General features: G+C 70.4%; 14 protein-coding genes. 7 read left to right on the top strand and 7 right to left on the bottom strand.

What is annotated here, in order from left to right:
• Positions 1 to 66 precede the first annotated feature (66 nt).
• The 4 genes from CCN51_RS26405 to CCN51_RS26390 form a co-directional block, all read right to left on the bottom strand.
• Entirely contained in the window at positions 67 to 969 is a 903-nt protein-coding gene (locus CCN51_RS26405; protein ID WP_014174483.1) for a carbohydrate ABC transporter permease, read from the bottom strand.
• Entirely contained in the window at positions 962 to 1,954 is a 993-nt protein-coding gene (locus CCN51_RS26400; RefSeq protein WP_014174484.1) for a carbohydrate ABC transporter permease, read from the bottom strand. Before CCN51_RS26400 ends, CCN51_RS26405 begins: the two co-directional genes overlap by 8 nt.
• Complete coding sequence (locus CCN51_RS26395; protein ID WP_014174485.1) at positions 1,951 to 3,240, bottom strand: ABC transporter substrate-binding protein; 1,290 nt, start codon at positions 3,238 to 3,240, stop codon at positions 1,951 to 1,953. Before CCN51_RS26395 ends, CCN51_RS26400 begins: the two co-directional genes overlap by 4 nt.
• Before the next feature lie 77 nt (positions 3,241 to 3,317).
• Positions 3,318 to 5,666, bottom strand: a complete 2,349-nt coding sequence (locus CCN51_RS26390; RefSeq protein ID WP_014174486.1) for a beta-xylosidase/alpha-l-arabinosidase — start codon at positions 5,664 to 5,666, stop codon at positions 3,318 to 3,320.
• 250 nt (positions 5,667 to 5,916) lie between these two features.
• Here CCN51_RS26390 and CCN51_RS26385 point away from each other — a divergent pair, with 250 nt between their 5' ends.
• Positions 5,917 to 6,939, top strand: coding sequence for a LacI family DNA-binding transcriptional regulator (locus CCN51_RS26385; RefSeq protein ID WP_043486304.1), 1,023 nt, complete (start codon positions 5,917 to 5,919; stop codon positions 6,937 to 6,939).
• Positions 6,940 to 6,997: 58 nt separating this feature from the next.
• Positions 6,998 to 7,996 carry a LacI family DNA-binding transcriptional regulator gene (locus CCN51_RS26380; protein ID WP_014174488.1) on the top strand — a complete coding sequence of 333 codons (999 nt, stop codon included), beginning with the start codon at positions 6,998 to 7,000 and terminating at the stop codon, positions 7,994 to 7,996.
• A gap of 66 nt (positions 7,997 to 8,062) precedes the next feature.
• Here CCN51_RS26380 and CCN51_RS26375 read toward each other — a convergent pair whose 3' ends face one another.
• On the bottom strand, positions 8,063 to 9,394 hold the full coding sequence (locus tag CCN51_RS26375) for an outer membrane protein assembly factor BamB family protein (protein ID WP_055413874.1): 1,332 nt from the start codon (positions 9,392 to 9,394) through the stop codon (positions 8,063 to 8,065).
• A gap of 229 nt (positions 9,395 to 9,623) precedes the next feature.
• The gene (locus tag CCN51_RS26370) at positions 9,624 to 10,511 is read right to left on the bottom strand and encodes a DUF8017 domain-containing protein (protein WP_238545314.1); all 888 of its coding nucleotides are present in this window, start codon (positions 10,509 to 10,511) and stop codon (positions 9,624 to 9,626) included.
• A gap of 244 nt (positions 10,512 to 10,755) precedes the next feature.
• Between CCN51_RS26370 and CCN51_RS26365 the strand changes: the two genes are divergently transcribed.
• From CCN51_RS26365 to CCN51_RS26345, 5 genes are all read left to right on the top strand, one after another.
• Positions 10,756 to 11,682 (top strand): endo alpha-1,4 polygalactosaminidase, encoded by a 927-nt coding sequence (locus CCN51_RS26365; RefSeq protein ID WP_078610354.1) that lies wholly within the window; start codon positions 10,756 to 10,758, stop codon positions 11,680 to 11,682.
• Positions 11,683 to 11,742: 60 nt separating this feature from the next.
• Complete coding sequence (locus CCN51_RS26360) at positions 11,743 to 12,864, top strand: PP2C family protein-serine/threonine phosphatase (RefSeq protein WP_014174492.1); 1,122 nt, start codon at positions 11,743 to 11,745, stop codon at positions 12,862 to 12,864.
• Between the two features lie 76 nt (positions 12,865 to 12,940).
• Positions 12,941 to 14,230, top strand: coding sequence for an ATP-binding protein (locus tag CCN51_RS26355; protein WP_014174493.1), 1,290 nt, complete (start codon positions 12,941 to 12,943; stop codon positions 14,228 to 14,230).
• Complete coding sequence (locus tag CCN51_RS26350; protein WP_014174494.1) at positions 14,227 to 15,306, top strand: TPR domain-containing protein; 1,080 nt, start codon at positions 14,227 to 14,229, stop codon at positions 15,304 to 15,306. The genes CCN51_RS26355 and CCN51_RS26350 overlap by 4 nt, the downstream gene beginning before the upstream one ends.
• A complete protein-coding gene (locus tag CCN51_RS26345; RefSeq protein WP_014174495.1) occupies positions 15,303 to 16,529 on the top strand; it encodes a cysteine desulfurase-like protein in 1,227 nt (408 codons plus the stop codon). Before CCN51_RS26350 ends, CCN51_RS26345 begins: the two co-directional genes overlap by 4 nt.
• 19 nt (positions 16,530 to 16,548) lie before the next feature.
• On the opposite strand, the gene CCN51_RS26340 is transcribed toward CCN51_RS26345, so the two are convergent.
• The coding region (locus CCN51_RS26340; protein WP_211303254.1) for a PucR family transcriptional regulator at positions 16,549 to 17,440 on the bottom strand (892 nt) is incomplete at its 5' end.

Here is a 17,440-nt window from a genome sequence, read left to right as displayed (position 1 = left end):
TGTAGTCCCCGCCGAAGGCGAAACCGCCGAGACGGGCGCGGAAGGCGTCCATACGACTGTTCACGGTCACTTGAGTGCTCCTGTCGTGATGCCGCTGCGCCAGTACTTCTGCAGCGTGAGGAAGAGGACGACGAGGGGGATGGTGCCGACCATGGATCCGGTGACGACGATCCGGACGAGATCGGGCTCGCTCATCGCGTTCATCTGCCAGGAGTAGAGCCCGAGGGTGACCGGCCAGAGCGACTGGTCGTTGAGGACGATCAGCGGCAGGAGGAAGTTGTTCCAGATGGAGATGAAGGAGAAGAGGAACACGGTGACCAGGCTCGGCAGCAGGATCCGCAGGACCACCGTGAAGAAGATGCGGACGTCGTGGGCGCCGTCGATACGGCCGGCCTCCAGCAGCTCGTCGGGGACGGCCGCCGCAGCGTAGATGCGCACCAGGAACACGCCGAACGCGCTGGACAGGCTCGGCAGGATCACGGCCCAGTAGGTGTTGATGAGGCCGAAGGAGTTGAGGAGCAGATAGGTCGGCAGGGCGAGCACGGTGCCGGGGATGAGCACACCGCCGAAGATGAGGCCCATGATGGCGTTGCGCCCGCGGAACCGGTACTTGGCCAGGGCGAACCCGCACAGAGCGGCCAGGAAGGTCGAGCCGAGGGCGCCGCCTCCCGAGTAGATGAGCGAGTTCACCACCCAGCGCCGGAAGATGCCGTCGCGGTAGGCGAACAGGTCGTGGAGGTTCTGCATCAGATCGAAGTGCGAGAACCAGAGCCCGAACGTGGTGTTCAGGTCGGCCGTCGACTTGGTCGACGCGATCAGCATCCACGCGATCGGGATGAGGAAGTAGGCCGTCAGCGCGATGATCGTCACGGTCAGGATGAACCGGGTCGACAGCGGCGCGCGATCCCGCCGTGCGCCGGCCGACCACACCGCGCGGCGACGGGTTCGGCGGGCGGTGATGTCACTCATCGGGATTCCTCCTCTGGAGAACTCGCAGGAAGCCGAAGGACAGCAGGAACGCGCCGATGGCGATGACGACCGCGACGGCGGCTGAGTAGTACGGCTGGTTGGAGCCGAACGCCAGGTTGTAGACGATCATGTTCGGTGTGTAGTTGTACGTCACGTTGTTGGTGATCGTGCGCAGCACCGTCGGCTCGGAGAACAGCTGGAGCGTGCCGACCACCGAGAACAGCCCGGTGATGAGGATGGCCGGGGCCACCAGCGGCACCTTGATCCGCCAGGCGATCTGCCAGTTGGTGGCGCCGTCGATACGCGCCGCTTCGAACAGGTCGCGCGGGATGGCCTGGAGCGCGGCGAAGATAATGATCATGTTGTAGCCGGTCCACTGCCATGTCGAGATGTTGGCGATGGACCACAGGACACTTCCCGGGGCGAGGAAGTCGATATGGGCCCCCGCCCCGTCGAGCAGGTCCAGGACCGGGCTCACCCCGGGCAGATAGAGGAACGCCCACAGGATGGACGCGATGATCCCCGGCACCGCGTAGGGCAGAAACGCGGCGAGCTGGAACAGGCTGCGCATCCGGACGATCGCCGTGTCGAAGATGAGCGCCATCACCAGCGCGAGGCCCAGCATGACGGGCACCTGGACGACGCCGTAGAGCAGCACGCGGCCGACCGAGCGCAGGAAGCCCTCGTCGGTCAGCGCCTCCGCGTAGTTGTCCAGGCCGACGAAGATGACGCTGGGCTTGGTGAATCCCAGACCGCCCGACTTCTCGACGCCGTGGAAGCTCTGCCACAGCGCATAGAACACGGGCACCAGGTGGAACACCACGAAGAGGGCCAGGAACGGGACCACGAAGGCCCACGCCATTTTCCAGTCGGCGCCGAAGCGGCGCTTGTTGCGGCGCGACGCCGTCAGGCGGGGCGGTTCCCCCGCCTGCTCGGCCCCGTTCCTCCCGTCCCGGGTGGCCGGGTGGAGGGTTGGCGCGGTCATCGGACGGACAGGCCCTTCCGCTTCAGCTGGGACTTGGTCTCGCCGTCGACCTTCTTCATCGCGTCGGGCAGCGTCGTCGACTTGTTGATGACGGACTGCATGGCGTCATTGAGGTAGTTGGTGGTGTCGGTCATCGTCGGACCCCAGGTCCAGGGGGTCGACTCGGTGCCGCGTACGGTGAACACCTCGCCGGGCACCTGACCGCCGAAGTAGGGGTCGGGCTTGGTCAGCTCCGGGATCCCCTGGCCGATGTCGGACGCGGGGAGGACATCGGCCACCAGCAGCTTGGCGCTCTCCTTGCTGGTGTTCAGCCAGCTGATGAACTTCACCGCCGCGTCGGTCTTGTCGGTGACGCTGGTCAGCGCGGTCAGCGAGCCGCCCCAGTACACCGGGGCCGTGTCGCCCTTCGTCCACTGCGGCAGCGGGGCGACGGCCCACTTGCCGGAGAGGTCCGGGGCGTTCTCCTTGAGCGCCGCACCGCCCCAGGCCGGGCCGATCCAGGTCAGATATGTGCCCTTGGCGAGCCCCTTGAACCAGGTGGGCTGCCAGTGCTGATCGCCCTTGGCATAGCCCTTGTCCAGCATCTTCTGCCAGTATTCGGCCACCTTGAGGGTCGGCTGGTCGTCGAGGTCCACCTTCCAGGCGTCCTTGTCCGTGCCGAACCACCGCGCCTTCGCGTTCCACGCCAGGGAGGCCAGCCATGCGCCGCCGTTGGCGGGAAACGCCGTGGTGTACGCCTTGGGGTGGGCCTTCTTGAGCTTCGCGGCGACCGCCATGTACTCGTCCCATGTCTTGGGGGCGGTCAGACCGGCCTCCTTGAAGACATCGGACCGGTAGTAGAGCACCTGTGTGCCGATGTCCTGCGGCACCCCGTAGACCTTGTCGTTGACGACGACCTGGTCCCATACGGCGGGCTTGAAGTGCGGCTTGAGGTCTGCGGACTCGGCGGTGATGTCCTTGAGGTCACCGGCGATGATCGTCGAGGTGAGGTTGGGGTAGTCGACCTGGGTGATGTCCGGCGCCCCGTCCTTGCCGGTGATCGCGGCCTGGAGCTTCGGGTAGAAGTTCGAGGTGATCGCCTGGAACTTGACGTGGATGTCGGGGTGGGTCTTGTTCCAGAGGGCGACCGGCTTGGACATGTCGGACCACCCCCAGAAGACGATGGTCTGCTTGCCGGAGCCGGCGCTGTCCGAGGAGCCGGAGGAGCAGCCGGTGAGGACGAGGGTCAGGGCGGCCGCCGCCGCGGCCAGACCGCGGGAGCGGAGGCGTATTGCTGTGTGCGACATGATGACAACTCTTCGTTGAGTGTTCGCGGACGGATGGACTGTGCCGAAAGGCAGGCGCCGGTGGGGGACGGCGGGTTCTAGGAGATGTCGACCGTGCTGATCCGGGGTTCGGCGCCGGTCACGATGTGCACCTCGCCGGTGAGCCGTACGGTGTGTTCGAGGATCACGTCGCCCGCATCGCGCCGGACGCTGACGCCGATGTCGCCGGGTTCGACGATCCGCACTCCGTCGCGGTCGGTGAACGCCAGCAGCCGCGTGGGCACGGTGAAGTGGACGCGCGCCGACTCCCCCGGTCCGAGGGGGACGCGCGCGAAGGCGACGAGCTGGGCCAGCGGGCGGGTGACCGAGGCCACGGGGTCGCTCGCGTACAGCTGGACGACCTCGGCGCCCTCCCGGTCGCCGGTGTTGCGTACGGTGACGGCGCAGCGGATCGCGTCGGCGACGTCGACGGTTTCGGCGTCGACCGTGAAGTCCTCGTAGCCGAACCGGGTATAGCTGAGGCCGAATCCGTACCGGACGGGCGGCTCGGTGGCGATGTTGGTCACCGAGCTCGCGGCGCCGAGCGGCGGGTGCAGATAGCTGTAGGGCTGCGCCCCGGCGCCGCGGGGCAGGCTCATGGGCATCCGGCCGCTCGGGTTGACCCGGCCGCTGAGCACTCCGGCGATGGCGGCCGCGCCCTCCTCGCCGGGGAAGAAGGCCTGCACGACCGCGGCGGCCCCCTCCAGCAGCCACCCGAGCGCGTAGCCGCGTCCGGTCAGCAGGACGACCACGGTCGGTGTCCCGGTGGCGATGACCGCCTCGACGAGGGCCCGCTGGGCGCCGGGCAGTTCCAGGTCGTCGGCGTCGCAGCCCTCCCCGCTGGTGCCGCGTCCGAAGAGGCCGGAGCGGTCGCCGACCACGACCACGGCGACATCCGCGCCGGCCGCGGCGGTGGCGGCGGCGGGAATGCCGTCCGTGGCCCCGTCGTCGACGCCGGTGCCCCGCTCGGTGACGATGTCGGCGGTAGCGAACTCGCGGCGCAGGGCGGCTTCGACGGTCTCGACGCCGAGCCCGGTGTCGCAGTCGGGGTGGTGCGGCAGGACGTGGTTGACGAACGAGTAGCAGCCGAACATCGCGGACAGCGACTGGGCGTTCGGGCCGATGACCGCGATGCGTCCGGGCGCGGGCCGGGTGGCGCCCAGCGGCAGGACACCGTCGTTGCGCAGCAGGACCAGGGAGCGTTCGGCGAGTGTCGCGGCCAGTGTGCGGTCCTCTTCGGTGTCCACGTCGTCGGCGGACACACCTCCTGCGGACACACCGTTGGCGTGGGCCGGCGCCGGGTCGGGCGACCACTCGGGATCGAGCAGGCCGAGCTCGGCCTTCTGGCGCAGCACCCGCTCGAGCGCGCGGTCCACGACGTCCATGCCGAGCCGGCCGTCCTCGATACGCTCCTTGAGGGGCCGCAGATAGGTGACGCCGGTGGGGAGTTCGACATCGATCCCGGCAGTGATCGCCTGCGCCGCGGCGTCGCCGCCGTCCTCGGCCACCCGGTGCAGGGTCTGGAGGAAGGCCACGGCGAAGTAGTCGGCGACGACGGTGCCGTCGAAGCCCCACTCCTCGCGCAGCGTGCCGGTCAGATGCTCGGTGCTCGCGGCGACGGGCACTCCGTCGATCTCGGCGTACGAGTTCATCACGGAGCGTGCCCCGGCGTCCCGTACGGCCACTTCGAAGGGGAACTCCAACACGTCGCGGACCTCGCGTGTCCCGGCGTGCACCGGTGCCAGGTTGCGTCCTGCGCGCGAGTCGGAGTAGCCGACGAAGTGCTTCAGGGTGGCGATGATCCCGGCGCTCTGCAGGCCGCGCACATACGCGGCGCCGGTGACCGCGACATGGTAGGGATCCTCCGAGATGCACTCCTCGACCCGCCCCCAGCGCATATCGCGGATCACGTCGAGGACCGGCGCCAGGCCCTGATGGATACCAAGGCCCGCCATGGTGCGGCCGATCCGCGCCGCCATGCGCTCGACGAGCGGCGGATCGAAGGTGGCGCCCCAGGCCGGCGGTACAGGATAGGTCGCCGCCTTCCAGGCGGCGAGCCCGGTCAGGCACTCCTCGTGCACGATGGCGGGGATGCCCAGCCTGGTGTTCTCCTTCAGCCACCGCTGCTTGGCGGCCAGGGTGGCCCGGCCCTCCCCCGGGTCCAGGGGCCGGGTCCCGTAGTGCCGGGTGATCTGGCCGAGTCCGTGTGCGGCGAAGTCGGCGAAGCTCTGCTCGACGGTGTCCATGGCGTCCTGCAACGGGGCCACGGCGCCGCCCTCGCGGTCGACTCCCTGCCACAGACCCACGAGTTGGGCGAGTTTCTCCTCCAGCGTCATGGCCGCGATCAGCTCGCGGACTTGGGCTCGGCCGTGGGCCGGCCCGACCGTTTCGTTATCGATGGCAGACACTCGTTCGTCTCCGTGCTCGGCGGGCGGGCCCGCGGTTCTCACAACCAGAGCTATGCAATTACCCGCAAAACTTTGCGGAAGTTCTGCGCCGAGAAGCTAAGCCGGGGTAAAAACGACTGTCAATACAGCGGATCGAAAGCGCGGATCACCGACCGTTTGCATGGGGTCCTCGCGGAATATTCCATCAAATATTGCGGGAATTTGCGGCAGGGCTGTACTGTCGCGATGGCCTACGGGAGGGAAAGGCAGCATGACCACGCGCCCAACGATGGCGGCCGTCGCCGAGGCCGCGGGGGTCTCGGTCTCCACGGTGTCCCGGGTGCTCGCCGACAAGCCGGACATCTCGGAGGAGACCCGCGTCCGCGTCACCCAGGCCGCACACGCCACGGGCTATCTGCAGCGCAAGGGGCGCCGTAAGCAACTCGGCGGAATCCTGGACGTCCTCATCGAGGGGACCACCTCGCCCTGGGCGGGAGAGCTCATCGCGGGGGCCCAGAACACCGCGTTCAGCCTCGGGTACACCCTGGCACTCACCGCGACCGGCCATCCGCGCTTCCGCATCAGCGACTGGATCGACGCACGGCGCACCCGCCCGTCGGACGGCATCATCCTGGTGCTCTCCCGGGCGCGCCACGACGAGATCGCCGCGCTGGCGGGGCTGCCGGCGCCCCTGGTGCTCCTCGACCCGGTCGGCACCAGCGAACCCAAGATCCCCACGGTGGGGGCGACCAACTGGTCCGGGGGCGCCGCGGCCACGCGCCATCTCCTGGAACTCGGCCACCGGCGCGTCGGGTTCATCGGCGGCCCCGCCGAGATCCAGTGCACCAGGGAGCGGCACGAGGGCTATCTCGCCGCGCACCGCGAGTTCTCCCTGGCCCCCGACCCGGCCCTGACGCACTACGGCGACTTCAGCATCACCGGCGGTACGGACCACGGCGCGGCCCTGCTGGACCTTCCGCAGCCGCCGACGGCGATCTTCGCCGGCTCCGACGCCCAGGCGGCCGGGGTGTACCAGGTGGCCCGCGCCCGGGGGATGCGGGTGCCCGACGACCTGTCCGTCGTCGGCTTCGACGACACGATGATCTGCGCCATGCTCGCACCGCCGCTCACGACCGTCCGTCAGCCGCTGGCGGAGATGGGGGGCGAGGGGGTGCGGCTGATCGCCCAGGAGCAGTCGCAGCGCGGCTCGTCGGCCGGGCGCAGGGTCGAGTTGGCGACCTCGCTGGTGGTCCGGGAGAGCACCGCACCACGCACGGCCCGCGAGGGGGCCTGACGCAGCGTGACGACCTGACAGGCCCCGATGGGGAGACGACTGGTTGGAGGAGCGAGCGATGAGTGTACGGACCGCGGTGCGCATGACGACCGTGGCGCAAGCCGCGAACGTCTCGCAGAGCGCCGTGTCGAAGGTCCTCAACGGGCGGCCCGGGGTGTCGGCCGAGGTCCGGCAGCGGGTCCTGGACGCGGTGCGGACCACCGGTTACGAGTGGCGTCGCCGCGGGCCCAGGCGCGGCTCGGTCGAGGTGGTGTTCGGCTGCGTGGTCAGCGCCGTCAACGCGCCGCTGCTGCGGGGCCTTTCCCGGGTGCTGCGCTCCTCCGGACGTGCGCTCACCGTCAACCACGCCGATGACGACGGGGACTGGCTGGATCCCCTGCTCGCGCACCGTCCGGGTGGCGTCGTCCTCGTGCTCTCCCCGGTCCCGCCCACCGTCGCGGACCGGCTGGCACGCTCCCGCGTCCCCACGGTCGTCCTCGATACGATCGGCGACGCGCCGCCGGGGATGAACACGGTCGGGGCGACCCAGTGGCGGGGCGGGTGGCTCGCGGCCCGCCACCTCACCGGCCTCGGTCATCGGCGGATCGCGCTGCTCTCCGGCCCCCTCGAACTGACCTGTTGCCGGGCGCGCTTCGGCGGATATCTCGCCGCGCTCCGCGACGCCGGGATCCGTCCCGACCGCGATCTGATCCGCGTGGTGCCGTTCCAGACCGAGCCGGCCAGGCGCGCCGCCCATGCCCTCCTCGATCTGTGGAGCGCGCCGACGGCCTTCGTCACCGGCAACGATCTACAGGGCCTGGGCGTCATCGAGGCGTGTGTGGAGCGTGGGCTGCGCGTCCCGGAGGATGTGTCGGTGGTCGGGTACGACGACATCGACGCCGCCGCGTCCGCGGCCCCGGCGCTGACCACCGTGCGGCAGCCGTTCGAGGCGATGGCGGCCGAGAGCATCCGGGTGCTCGACGCGGTCACCGACGACCCCGGCCTCGCCCCGATCCGGCTCGACATGTCGGTGGACCTGGTCGTCAGAAAGTCGACGGGGCCGGTACGGACGGGCTGACCGGCGCCGGGAGCGCCGCCGCCGGACCGGTTCCGCGCCCGGACCGGCCCCGCGGCGGCACGGGTCTCAGGGGGTCTGCGGGCCGGTCCAGTCGGCCGCCACATGGCCGATGCGGACCCGCTGCGGATGGTCGCCGACCGCGACGGACGCGACCTTCTTGCCCGTCGCGAAGTCGATCGCGGTGACCTGGTCGGCACCGCTCTCGGAGACGATGCAGGACTTGCCGTCGCCGCTCACCGTCGCCCAGTACGGCTTGGAGGTCGGCACCAGCGGACCCTCCTGGAAGGTGGTGCGGTCGACGACGGTCGCGTAGTCGTCCATCGTCCCGGCGACGCACAGCTTGTTGCCGTCCGGGCTCATCGACAGCCCGTGGTGGCGGGAGTCATTGACCCAGGTGGTGCGGTCCTCGCTGGTCGCGGGGTTCTTCGGGAGGGTCTTGGCGCGGGTGATCTTGTCCGTGGCCACGTCGTACTCCAGGAATCCGTTGAAGAAGGACACCTGGAAGTAGAGCTTCGACTCATCGGGGGTGAAGGCCACCGGCCGGACCGCGTCCGACAGGTCCTTGCGCCCGAAGGCGTCCAGCCGGTCCCGCATGTCGATGACCTTGACCTGCTTGTAGGTGGCCGTGTCGACCACGGTGATGTGGCGGTCGCCCTTCGTCCAGTCCATCGACGGATCGTCCAGCGCGGTGTTGACCTCGCCGATCGACATGTTCCACAGATACTTCCCGCCGTCGGTGAAGACGTTCTCATGGGGCTTGTCACCGGCGGAGAACTGGCCGAGCTGTTTGCCTGTCTCGATGTCGAGCATATGCACGGTGTTCGAGGTCGAAGCGGACACCGCGACGCGTTTGCCGTCGGGTGACACGGCCATGTGGTCCGCGCGGAACCCCGACACCGGGAAACGCCACCTCACCTGGCCTGTGGCGAGGTCGATGGAGACCACGTCGGCGAAGCTCGGCCGGGAGACGACGATGGCCGATCCGTCCGGGGTCGAGTACATGTCGTCGACGAACTGATCGTGCCCTTCCCCCGGCCCCTGCCGGATGCCGAGGAAGAACGCGAGCTTGATGGGGTTGAGATAGATCTCGGTGAGCCGCTGGTCCTTGTCCGGTATGACGTTGATCCGGCCGATCTTGGCAAGGTCTCCGCTGGACTTGATGACATCGGCCGTACCGTCCCAGTTGTTGCCGACGAACATCACCTCCCGCAGCCCGGCGGTGCCGGTGCGCGCATCGCCCGACGCGGTGGCCGGCGGGGCGGCGGTCGCCGCGGCTGAGCCGGTCACGGCCAGCACCACGGCGGCGGCGAGGGAGAGCAGGGTGCGGGTGGATCCGCGGTGCCGAGTGCCGCTCGCGGAGAACACTCGCCGGGCACGCCCGGCTGCGCAGACAGGCATGGTGCATCCTTCCAAACGGCGGGGAACACCCCTTTTAAGCGCGGTCATGGACATGGCAGCGCGCTGCCTACTGGAAAGTAATGAAGCCGCCCCCAACCCACAAGGCCGGGGACGGCAAAAATGACACGGACTCAACTTTGCCCTCGGGCGGCCCTCATCCGGGCCGCCCGAGGGCGAGTTGCAGATGACGGGAAACCCGGAACCGTCCGGTGTCCGCCGCGCGCGGGGGTCAGCCGTCCGTCGGCCGGACGGTGTTCATGATCTTCTCGATCTCGGCCGACGTCAGCGCGTTCGGCACACCCTGGTCCGCGTAGATGACCCAGCCGTGCATGGTGCCGTCGGGGAGCTTCTGCGCGATGCTGTGCACGACGGCCTTCGGCGGGACACAGGCGCTCGGCCGGTTGACGACCGTGACCTTGGCGGTCGCGGTGTAGCCCTCGATGCCGTTGCGCTTCCACGGCTTGGCCTGACTGACCTCGATCTTGGGCTTGTTGTCCTTGCCTCCGTAGGCGACAAAGCCCCAGTTGCCCGCCCAGTTCCGGGCGTTCTCCTGCAGACTGCCGTCCTTGCCCCCGCCGGTGGTGCCGACCGTGGCGAGCTGACCCTTGCCCGCCTCGCCGAACGCCTTGGGGTTGGGGCTCGACGCGCAGCCGCCCTCGCGGTAGTTGGCGGCGCCGGTCATCACGACGATCGGCTTGCCGGTCTCATCGTTGTAGGAGAGGGAAACGTCGGGGTTGAAGACCTTCCACTTGTCGGCCTTGGCCGGCACGTCGTAGCTGAAGTGGTGTTCTTCCCTGGTCTGCGTCTGCCACCCCGCGACCAGCGGCTTGTCCGCCGCCGGGCTCGCCGGGGCTGAGGAGGACCCCGACGACCCGGAAGACCCGGAAGACCCGGATGACCCGGACGCCCCGGCCGACGGCGACTTCGACTGGGTGGCGCGGGCGCCCTCGTCCTTGGTCCCGTCCGTGGCCCCGCCGCCGTCGTCGTTGCACCCGCTCAGCACCAGAGCCATTCCGATGCCGACGGCCGCAACGAGGGTCTTCTTGCTCCGGCGGGACGACACCGTGAGGGGCTGCCGACGCTGGAGGGTGTGCAGGGAATTCTGGTGCCAAAACATGGCCCGCACCCTATCGGACCTGGTCTTCTGCCCCTCCGGAGGGAGGGTGGCCGGTGCCCTCCCGGAACACCACTTGACGCTCGTTCAGTTGGATCATTACATTCGGTGTGCCGAAGTCTCTCCGGAGCGCGGCGCCGAGAGCGACGCACCCAGCCGGTAACGGATGTCCCCCATCACCAGTCCGGCATTGGTCGCCAGGGCCGAGGTCCAAGGCGGGGTCAGCGTCCAACACATGGGAAAGCACATGTCTCTACGCAGCTCCCTCTCGCCCCGCCAGCCGCTGACAGGTGCGGTGCTGGTGGTCCTGATCGGCATCGCCGCCCTCTTCACCGTGATCGGAATCGCCCACGCGGGACCGGAGGACACCCCACGGACGAAGAAGACGACCAAGACCCCGCGGGCCACCGCCTCCCCCGATGCCAAGCGCGCCGCCCCGGCCGACGGTGTCACGCTCCCGCCGGCCGACGGCGCCAACTTCGACTACCAGATCAACGAGCCGTACACCCCGCCCTCCGGTGTGGAGATCGTCAGCAGGGACCGCGAGGCCGCGCCCGCGCCGGGCCTGTACAACATCTGTTACGTCAACGCCTTCCAGGCGCAGCCGGACGCCGAGGACGACTGGGACCACGATCTGCTGCTCAGGGACGCGAACGGCGATGTGGTGATGGACGAGGACTGGGGTGAGGCGCTGCTCGACATCCGCACCAAGGACAAGCGGGAGCGGATCGCGGACACGGTCGGGGGCTGGATCGACGGCTGCGCCAAGGCCGGATACCAGGCCGTGGAGCCGGACAACTACGACAGCTACACCCGCTCCCAGGACCTGCTCACCGGAGACGACGCCATGGCCTTCATCAAGCTGCTGGCCGACCGCGCACACGCCGCGCACCTGGCGATCGGCCAGAAGAACACCCTGGAGCTCGCCTCGCACCGCGAGGAGCTGGGTCTGGACTTCGCCATCGCCGAGGAGTGCGGACAGCAGGATCCCCCCGAGTGCGGCGACTACACCAAGGCCTTCTCGAAGGTCATCATGATCGAGTACAGGGCCTCCGCGCTCGAGACCACCTGTGCCGGCTGGCAGCAGCCGGGGGTCGCCATCGTCCGCCGTGACCTGGACGTGTCCGCGCCGGACAGCGACGACTACATACGCGAGACCTGCGCCTCCGTATAGGCCCGTATCACCGGCCATGACAGCCGGGCGCCGCGGCGGCAACGGGTGTAAGCAGGAGATATGCGCGATCGGCACGCTCCTGCCCATCCGGCCGGTTCACGGCGGTGGAGCCGGTGGCTGCTCGCCATTCCACTCGGGATCATTGTGGCGATCACCCTGATCGACATCCAGACACCCGAGTCCATCCATCTGGGCCCGTTCCTGATCGCCGCGCCCGCGATCACCGCCTCGTTCGCGGGCCCCATGGCCACCGGTGTGATCGGAGCCCTCGCCGTCGGGGCCCAGATGGTCATCGCCCATCTGCACGGCGGTCTGACGTCCGCGAACCACCAGGCGCAGGTCGGCACCCTCCTGCTGATCTCGGTCCTGGTGACGGCCTTCCGGTTCGCGGCCGACCGGCACCAGCGCAAACTCACCCAGGTGCGTTCGGTGGCCGTGGCTGCTCAGGAGGTCCTGTTGCGGCCGCTGCCCGACCGGATGGGGGCGCTACGGATCGCCTCCGCCTATCTCGCGGCCGAGGAGGAGGCACAGATCGGCGGGGATCTGTACGCGGCCGTGGTCACCAAGGACGCGGCCCGCCTGGTCATCGGCGACGTGCGCGGCAAGGGCCTGTCCGCTGTCGGGGACGCGGCGATGCTGATCGGCGCCTTCCGCGGGTCCGCCTACCGGAACCTCCCGCTGACCGCCGTCGCGGCGCACCTGGGCAACGCGATGCGCTGGAACTGGAACCACGGTGGCGGGGAGGGGCAGGACCCCGAGGAGTCGTTCGTGACCGCCCTGGTGCTGGACGTCTACGACGACCGCCCCACCGCCACGATGGTGAACTGCGGACACCCCCCTCCGCTGCTGCTGCGGGGCGGAAAGATCCGCACGCTGGAGGTCGCCGAGCCCGCGCTGCCGCTGGGGCTGGCCGTGACGTCCGCGAGCGACTACGAGACCGAAATCTTCGACTTCGAAGACGGCGATCTGCTGCTGCTCCACACCGACGGCCTGATCGAGGCGCGGAACGCCGCCGGTGACTTCTACCCGCTCGTCGACCGCGTCGCGGCCTGGACAGGCGGCGACCCGCAGTCGCTGACGCGCTATCTCCAGGACGACATGCTCCGGCACACCGGCGGGCATGTGGACGACGACGCGGCCATCGTCGTGATCGCCCGCTGCCCCGACGCACTGGGCACATAACCGACCGCACACCAGGGGCCATACACTTCGGGGGCAGGGTGATCACCTGTGTGGCCCACCTCCTAGAGTGTGCGCCATGTCGGACGACTCGCCCCTGATCCAGAGCCTGCGCGCGGCCGTCGCGGCGGCGCCCGGCGACGTACCGCTGCGGCTGCACCTCGCCGAACTCCTGCTCACCGCGGGCCGGCACGACGCGGCCATCACGGAAGTCGCCGTCGCCCTGCAGCATGCGCCCGGCGACCCGCAGGCGCGGGAGTTGATGGCCCGCGCCATGGGGGCGCCCGCGCAGCCCCGGCAGAGCGCGCCGCCCGCCGCGCAGGCACCGGCCACCGAGGCGCCCGCCGCGCGGCCGCCGGCCGTCGCGCCCCGCGGCGGCTTCGACTGGCGGGCCGCCGAGGACCAGGTCGGCGACGCGATGCCGCCCCGGTTCGTCGAGACCCCGCTCGCCGTGGACGGCAGCGGGGACCCCGGGGACGCCTCCGCCTGGGAGGTGGCCGCGCCCGGCACGGTGCGGCTGGCGGACGTCGGCGGAATGCAGGAGGTCAAGGAGCGTCTGGAGGCGGCCTTCCTCGCCCCGATGCGCAACCCCGAACTGCGCAAGCTGTACGGCAAGAGCCTGCGCGGCGGACTGCTGCTGTACGGGCCGCCCGGCTGCGGCAAGACGTTCATCGCGCGCGCCGTGGCCGGAGAGCTCGGCGCCGGGTTTCTGTCGGTGTCGATCAACGATGTGCTCGACATGTGGATCGGCAACTCCGAGCGCAATATGCACGAGGTGTTCGCCACCGCCCGCCGTCAGGCCCCCTGTATGGTCTTCCTCGACGAGCTGGACGCCCTGGGCGGCAAGCGCAGCCGCACCCAGAACAGCGGTATGCGCAACACGGTCAATCAGCTGCTGACCGAGCTGGACGGCGTCGACGCCCCCGCGAACGACGGTGTGTTCGTGCTGGCGGCCACCAACGTCCCGTGGGACGTGGACATCGCGCTGCGCCGCCCGGGCCGCCTGGACCGCACCCTCCTCGTGCTGCCTCCCGACGCCCCCGCGCGCGAGGCGATCCTCCGCTACCACCTGCGGGACCGCCCCATCGAAAGCGTCGACCTGGGCAAGCTCGCCAAGGCCACCGACGGCCTCTCGGGCGCCGATCTGGCCCATGTGTGCGAGGCCGCGGCCGAGACGGCGCTGCTCGACTCGGCGCGCACCGGCACCGTGCGCATGATCGGCATGAAGGACCTGCTCAACGCGGCGAAGTCGGCGGTCCCCTCCACCGAACCGTGGTTCGCGGCCGCCCGCAATGTGGCCATGTTCGCCAACGAGGGCGGGATGTACGACGACCTGCTCGCGTATCTGAAAAAGAGGCGGAAGCTGTGACCCCACACCCGGCCCTCGAACAGGCCGACGTACTCATCGAGCTGAAGCGGTACGACGAGGCCGCGGCCCTGCTGGGCCGGCGTCTGGCCGAGGAGCCGGACGACGTCCGCGCCTGGGTGAGGCTCGGCCGCTGCCAGGTGGTGGCGGGCCAGGTGGAGCAGGCGCTCACCTCGCTCGGCGAGGCCCTCCAGCGCGCCCCCGAGGACCTCGGCGCGCTGTGCATGTACGCCCAGGCGCTGCGCCGCGCGGACCACCTGGAGCAGCCGGAGCGCTGGCGGAAAGCGGAGGAGGCGCTGCGCCAGGCGCTGCGCGTCGATCCGCAGAACAGCTTCGCGCATGCGCTGCTCGCCGAGTTCCTGATGTACTACCCGACCCGCCGCCTCGAGGCCCTCGACCTGGCCAAGGAGGCGGTGCGGCTGGACCCGGAGAGCGTGGACGCGTACCAGGCGCTGTGGCGGACGGCCGGCGCCGCGGGCGAGACCGAGACCTACAAGTGGGCGCTGCGCCAGGTGCTCCGCCTGGACCCCACCAACAACCAGGCCCTGTATCTGGTGAGCATGCAGGAGGCGCACAAGCCGGGCACCACGGCCGCGCAGGCCGCGGAGGTGTACGCCGACGCGCTCGCCGCCGCCCCGGACAACACCGGGCTGCGCCACGACCTCGACCGGGCCACCTACCGGCTGCTGCGCGGTATCCGCTGGCTGGCGCTGATCTGTGTGGCGGCCGCGGGCGTCATGGTCGATCTGTTCCCCCAGGACGGCGAGGCGGCGCGGGAGCTGCCGGTGCCGCTCGGCAACCGGCTGTGGGTGCTGGTGGTGATGGCGGCGATCTGGGGCTTCGGCGCCTGGCGCCGCTACCGCAGGCTGCGCACCGGCGTCCAGCTGAACGTGCGGTCGCTGGTGCGCCGCGGCAGCTGGGCCCGCGTCGTACTCGCCCAGGCGGCCTGGGCGATGCTCTGCGCCCTGCTGATCTCGCAGCTGCCGTGGACGGAGCGCACGGTGCCGCGGATCCTCTTCTGGGCGGGGCTGGTGCCCACGCTGGCGACCATCTGGTTCGACGGGAAGAAGAAGCCATGAGCGACCATGACAGCGACTACGACATCGCCGCCGTCCGCCGGCAGTTCCCCGCCCTCAAGGCCGGCTCCGCCCACTTCGACGGCCCCGGCGGCACCCAGACACCGCTGCCCGTCATCGAGGCCGTCTCCGACGCCCTGGCGGGCCCGCTGTCCAACCGCGGCACCCGCACGCCCGGCGAGCGCAACGCCGAAGCCACCGTGACCGGCGCCCGCCGGGCGCTCGCCGACCTGCTGGGCGCCGATCCGTCGGGCGTGGTCTTCGGCCGCAGCGCCACCCAGCTCGCATACGACTTCTCCCACGCCCTCGCCAAGACCTGGCGGCCCGGTGACGAGATCGTCGTGACCCGGCTCGACCACGACTCCAACATCCGCCCCTGGGTGCAGGCCGCGGCGGCGGCCGGTGCCACGGTCCGCTGGGCCGATTTCGACCCCGGCACCGCCGAACTGGCCCCCGAGGCCATCGGCGCCGTACTCGGCGACCGCACCCGCCTCGTCGCGGTGACCGCCGCCTCCAATCTGCTGGGCACCCGCCCCGACATGGCCGAGATCGCCCGGCTGACGCATGAGGCCGGGGCCCTGCTGTACGTCGACGGCGTCCACTACACCGCCCACTCCCCCGTCGACATCGAAGCGCTGGGGGCTGACTTCTTCGCCTGCTCCCCGTACAAGTTCCTCGGCCCCCACCACGGCGTGCTCGCCGCCCGCCCCGAGCTGCTGGAAACCCTGCGCCCGGACAAGCTGCTGCCTTCCACGGGCGCCGTCCCCGAGCGCTTCGAGCTCGGGACCCTGCCGTACGAGCTGCTGGCCGGCACCCGGGCCGCCGTCGACTTCCTGGCCGGTCTCGGCCCGCGGCAGGACGGTCCGCGCCGGGAGCGGCTGGTCTCCGCGCTCACCACTCTGGAGGCGTACGAGGACTCGCTGCGGACGCGGATCGAGGCGGGGCTGGCCGGTTTGGACCGGGTCACCGTCCACTCCCGCGCGGCCGACCGCACCCCCACCCTGCTGCTCACCATCGAGGGCCGCGACACCGTGGACGCCTACCACTATCTGGCCGCCCGCGGGGTCGACGCGCCGTCCGGCTCCTTCTACGCCCTGGAGGCGTCCCGGCGGCTGGGGCTCGGCGACACCGGCGGGCTGCGCGTGGGTCTCGCCCCGTACAACGGCAGCGGGGATGTGGACCGGCTGCTGGGGGGGCTGTCGGACTTCCTGCGAGAACAGGACTGACGCGGAGGATCGGCGCGGGTCAGTCCGGCCCGGTCCTCATGATCTTCCAGACGCGGGTGGCCACCTGAAGGTTCAGCCGGGTCTCGGCGTTGGTGAGGTCGGAGCCGCTGATCTCGCGGATCCGCTGAAGCCGGTAGCGCAGTGTGCTGCGGTGGACCACGAGCGCCGCCGCGGTCCGGCTGTAGTTGCCGCCGCAGTCGAAGTACCGGGACAGCGTCGCCACCAGGGCCGTCCGGTGTGCGGAGTCATAGTCGAGCAGCGGCCCCAGCCACTCCCGGACGAACCCCTCGATCTCCTGGTAGTCGTTGCCGGCCCGCAGGATCCGGTAGAGCCCCAAGTCCTCGAAGAAGGTCGTCCCGTACGCCGTGGGCGAGCGCCGCCGCACCTCCAGCGCCCGCAGCGCCTCCCGGTAGGAGCGCGGGATCTCTCCCGGGGAGTCACAGCGGCCGCCCACGCCGATCGCGCCGGACCCCGTCCCGGCCTCCCGGCTGAGCGCGGCGTACAGCTCCCGTCCGGGCGGCCTTCCGTCGGTCACCAGGACCACCGTGCCGGACCGGCGGGCGGGCAGCGACCGCATGCCCAGGGCCGCCGCCGACTTGTCGACGGCCTGGACGAAGGAGTCGTCGGCCGCCCGCTCCGCCCACCGCACGACGACCACATGGTGCGGACCGTGCAGATCGTGGCCGAGCGCCTGGGCCCGGGCGTAGGCGCTGGTGTCGTCCGAGCCGGTGAGCAGGTCCTCCACCAGATCGCGCCGCAGCCTCAGCTCCACCTCCGCCAGCGTGCGCTGATGCGCCAGCTCCAGGGCGAGCGACACGGTGGCGTGCCGGAGGGCGAGCAGAGCGCGGGCGTCCGCCCGCGCCTCGGGGCCGACCAGGAACAGCGCGCCCAGCACCTCGCCCCGCGGGGCG

It is taken from the genome of Streptomyces milbemycinicus (assembly GCF_002154605.1).
Classification (GTDB): domain Bacteria; phylum Actinomycetota; class Actinomycetes; order Streptomycetales; family Streptomycetaceae; genus Streptomyces; species Streptomyces milbemycinicus.
This window is presented reverse-complemented; position numbering and strand designations above follow the sequence as displayed.